This window comes from Methanothermococcus thermolithotrophicus DSM 2095 (assembly GCF_000376965.1).
GTDB lineage: Archaea > AGJL01 > Methanococci > Methanococcales > Methanococcaceae > Methanothermococcus > Methanothermococcus thermolithotrophicus.
This window is the reverse complement of sequence record NZ_AQXV01000007.1, coordinates 1-3,905: the sequence shown is the minus strand read 5'-3', so window position 1 is coordinate 3,905 and position 3,905 is coordinate 1. Positions and strand designations below refer to the sequence as shown.

The following is a 3,905-nucleotide window of genomic DNA, read 5'->3' as shown; positions in this document are numbered from 1 at the left end:
TTTTTGAACAGATATACCACATCGGCAATATCTATTGAGTTGTCTGCATTTACATCCCCGATTTCTGCCCCCATAGCTACGGGAATCAATGATATCAATGCCAAAATAGAGAGTATTAATACTCGTTTCATACTAACACCTTTTTATCTATTGGTAATAATTAATTAGATATTTATATTATTATAATATTATATTAACTAGAATAATATTTAAAATTTATCATTTATTTATAAATAATTATTAGAATAGTATTAAATATATTAAAAAATGATTATTTAATTTTAAATCTAATTAATATGATGCCTATGATAAATCCAAATAATGAAGCAAATGTATAATATGGCATAGAGTTTTGACTTGTAGTTGTTAGGGTTTTGTTTATAACATAGTTTTTAACGGTCTCAACTTTATTTACTTTTAATATTATCTTTGTATTGTTGAGGGTTATGATTTTTGTATAATTATTTATTACCACTTGGGGTTTGGATTTGAATTCTATCTTTTTTTCAAAATCCCATTGATAGAATTTGAAGTCTATGCTATCTCTTGTATCACTTCGTATATTAGGATAATATACGACATTCCATTTAATTTCACATGATTTTGACACATTTATTGGAATAATAAGATTTTTTGTTCCATTTGGCTTTAATATAACTTGATACTGGGTTTTTAGTGGACGATAATTATCGCCATAATCTACAAAATTGATATATCCATCAACATTATGAATTAATGGATTTTTTAAGGTTATATTCAAATAAATGGTTTTATTTTCATTTTGTTTGTCCAACATGAATGAATCATTGGAAATTGAATAATTTACTGGATTAATATTTTTAATAGATATAATCCCTTCCACTTTATCTGTTCCATTTAATGGGTCCTTAACAATACATCCTATTTTATATATCGAATAATTTGAATATATATGAATTGGATTTTCGTCTGTTGAGTTTTTCCCATCTCCAAAATCCCATACATATTTTAAATCGTCGTTATCTTCGTCATAGCCTAAGGCATAAAAATGGACTTCTTTGTTATTAACTATTTTGTAGACTATTTTTAATTTTGGCGGGTTGTTGGATTCCCTTTTTACAATATTCACTGTTAAATTTTTAATCGATAAGTTTATTTTTGTATCATTTGCGTATATGGATAGATTTTCAAGATATATTATTGAAGATATATTCTCATTAATCTTTGAAGATAATTTAAACTTTAAAATACTAAATGTCCCGTTTGTCCCGTTTGTTAGCGAAATATTGAAATACAAGTGGCTGTTATTTAATGTAATATTTGATGTGTTTATCCTATTATATATGGCAGAATATTCTGGAATTCCATAATCTGAAACATCAAATAAGGAACTATTTATGAAAATATATCCTGAAAAATTTGTTAAATTTTTGTCAATATTATATACTTTTAATTTAATTTCTTTTGAATAACCTATTGAGATATTTGTTTCTTCATTATATCCAGAATCTACATAGAATACCAACCCTTTATACTCTGAGATATTTTCCTGTTTTTCTTCCGTTTTTATTGTTATGTTCTTGATTTGCTCCCCATTTATCGTTAAGTCCATTGAAATATTATAGTTAGCATCATTGACATTCACAGGTATTTTTAAAAGATTGAATATGGTTTTATTTTCGTCCTTTTCATTTGGAATAATAAAAAATGAAATATTGTTATTATATATGGTATAGCTGAAATTATTACAAAATATATCCATCAGAGTAGGACTGTTTTCTATTGTTATATTCTTGAATGAAATGCTACCTGAAATATTCTTTATAGGAGTTTTTGCTCCAGTTATAGATAAAACTGCATCAATATTTTTATTCAGTTCAAAATCTTTCAATGTAATGGTTCCTAAAGTCTGGTTTAATGGATTTATTGTTATGTTTGAGTTTTTTAAAGTTATATAATATTTTACTCCATTTACATCAGATACGGAAGTTTGAGTTAAATCTACTGAATCATTTCCATCCTTTAACGCATTAAATGATAGTGTTGCTATTGTAAAGTTACCATAGGGTTCATTTGACGTCCATAATAATTTTATCTTTCCAGCTGAAACATCCACTTCTTTTAAATTTGCAGTATTGGACGTATCACTTAACGCAATATTTGTTAAATTCAAAATACTTGAATCATAAGATATTGTAGTTTCAAATCCACCACATTTCCTATCAGTAGGGATATTTTTTACAACTAAATCTAAGTTGAATGTATCTCCAACATACGCATTTATATTGTCTGGAACTAATTCTACGGATACATTTTCACCACATACTCCCGATAAAAAAACAAAAAAGGATAGAAATAAAATTATGTATTTCATAGTATCATCCTTCTAAATAATAATCCAAATGTGATTCCAGATAAAATGCTTCCAACAAAAATAGATATTAACAGGTTGTAATCCAAACCATTTTTTCCATCAGTATTTATTATAATCGTTATATTCGGCTTCTCTTCTGAAATATTTATTTCCTTTACAACAATTTCGGGCGCATTTTGGTTTGCAATTACATTTACCTTGTTGATTATTGTCGATGAAGAAGGTGATGATGAAATTGCATTTTCATTCAATTCTCCGCTTAAACTAGTAGAACCTGTGTAATTTCCTATTTCCTTAATATTTACTGTTGCACCATAGAATTTAGTGTCAGGGTAGGGCTCTTTATATTGTGACGTTTCACCATAATTACGCCAATACTTATTATCCTCATCATATTTAATGCCCCATTCGGAGCTCACCTTACCGCTAACATTTAATGTAGTTTCTCCTTTTTTTATGGGGTTGAAGGTTATTGTCCCGAGGTTTACAGTATTATCATATATTATCTCATTAAACATTATTGATAAATAAAAAATTCCATCTTCGAATTTATATTCCTTTATTTTAACATCCTTACACTTATCGCTCCAATTAAATCCAATGGGGCTTAAATAATCCTTTGAATAGTTTATATAAATATCTACACCTTGACATCCACCGTCCTTTATTTCTGGGTCAGTATACGATGAGGGCACACCTAAACTTTCCTTTGGAGGTATATTTTCTACTGTAATATTAAAATTTACCAAATCTCCACTCGTTTCTATGTTATCGGGGGTTAATCTCACAACAATATCATCTAGTGCAAAATTTTCAGTAAACAATACAAAAAAAATAGATATAATTAATAATTTAGTTATATTCATTTAACCACCGAGTATGGATTTTAAAAAATTCATTATAGCGTTAATTATCGATGATAAAAAATTTTCACTGGATTCAACTGTTTTGTTGTTATTGTCGATTATTATTAAATCAGTTGTTTTTTTATCAACAGGAATCCTTTGTCCATTTTCATCAGATGCTATTGATTCAAATGTAAATGATACATTACCTTCTTTTAAAGCTACTGCGTTTATGGTCATTAAATGAAAATCTGAATTCAATGGCGTTCCAAAAGTGGCAAATCTTATAGATACTAATGAATCTTTCTTTTTAATTTCATAGAATTTCCCTGCTTCTTTTTTTATTTCTTCGTTTCCTGTGATACTTGTTATATTTATATTGTCCACGTTTTCGATAGGGATTTTCACTGTGCATTCAAAACCCGATATATCCTTATTTTTTACATTAACATCTATATTGATAGTAAAATTATCGCCTTTATTTACTTCGTTAGGCATATTTACATTTAGACTTACATCATCTGCCAAAACCATGGGGATTAACAGAATGGACAGGGCAATAACCAATATTATTTTTTTCATGATATCACGTTCATATTTTAATATTTATTTTAATGTATTAAAGATATTTTTACATGTATTAAATTAAACCATAATATATAACTATGAATTTTCTTAAAGTCTTCTCGCATAGCCTAAATAAAATA

The 3,905-nt window shown here is 27.2% G+C and carries 3 protein-coding genes; all 3 read right to left on the bottom strand.

The genetic code is table 11. The annotated features are described in order from the left end of the window. Nucleotides 1–271 precede the first annotated feature (271 nt). Genes F555_RS0100080 through F555_RS0100070 form a run of 3 tightly spaced genes read right to left on the bottom strand, consistent with a single transcriptional unit; the run spans nucleotide 272 to nucleotide 3,780 of the window. Nucleotides 272–2,353: a PKD domain-containing protein gene (locus F555_RS0100080; protein ID WP_018153196.1), complete on the bottom strand. Its 2,082-nt coding sequence runs from the start codon at nucleotides 2,351–2,353 to the stop codon at nucleotides 272–274. Continuing rightward, nucleotides 2,350–3,219 carry a hypothetical protein gene (locus tag F555_RS0100075; protein WP_018153195.1) on the bottom strand — a complete coding sequence of 290 codons (870 nt, stop codon included), beginning with the start codon at nucleotides 3,217–3,219 and terminating at the stop codon, nucleotides 2,350–2,352. The genes F555_RS0100080 and F555_RS0100075 overlap by 4 nt, the downstream gene beginning before the upstream one ends. Continuing rightward, nucleotides 3,220–3,780 (bottom strand): hypothetical protein, encoded by a 561-nt coding sequence (locus F555_RS0100070; protein WP_018153194.1) that lies wholly within the window; start codon nucleotides 3,778–3,780, stop codon nucleotides 3,220–3,222. Nucleotides 3,781–3,905 lie beyond the last annotated feature (125 nt).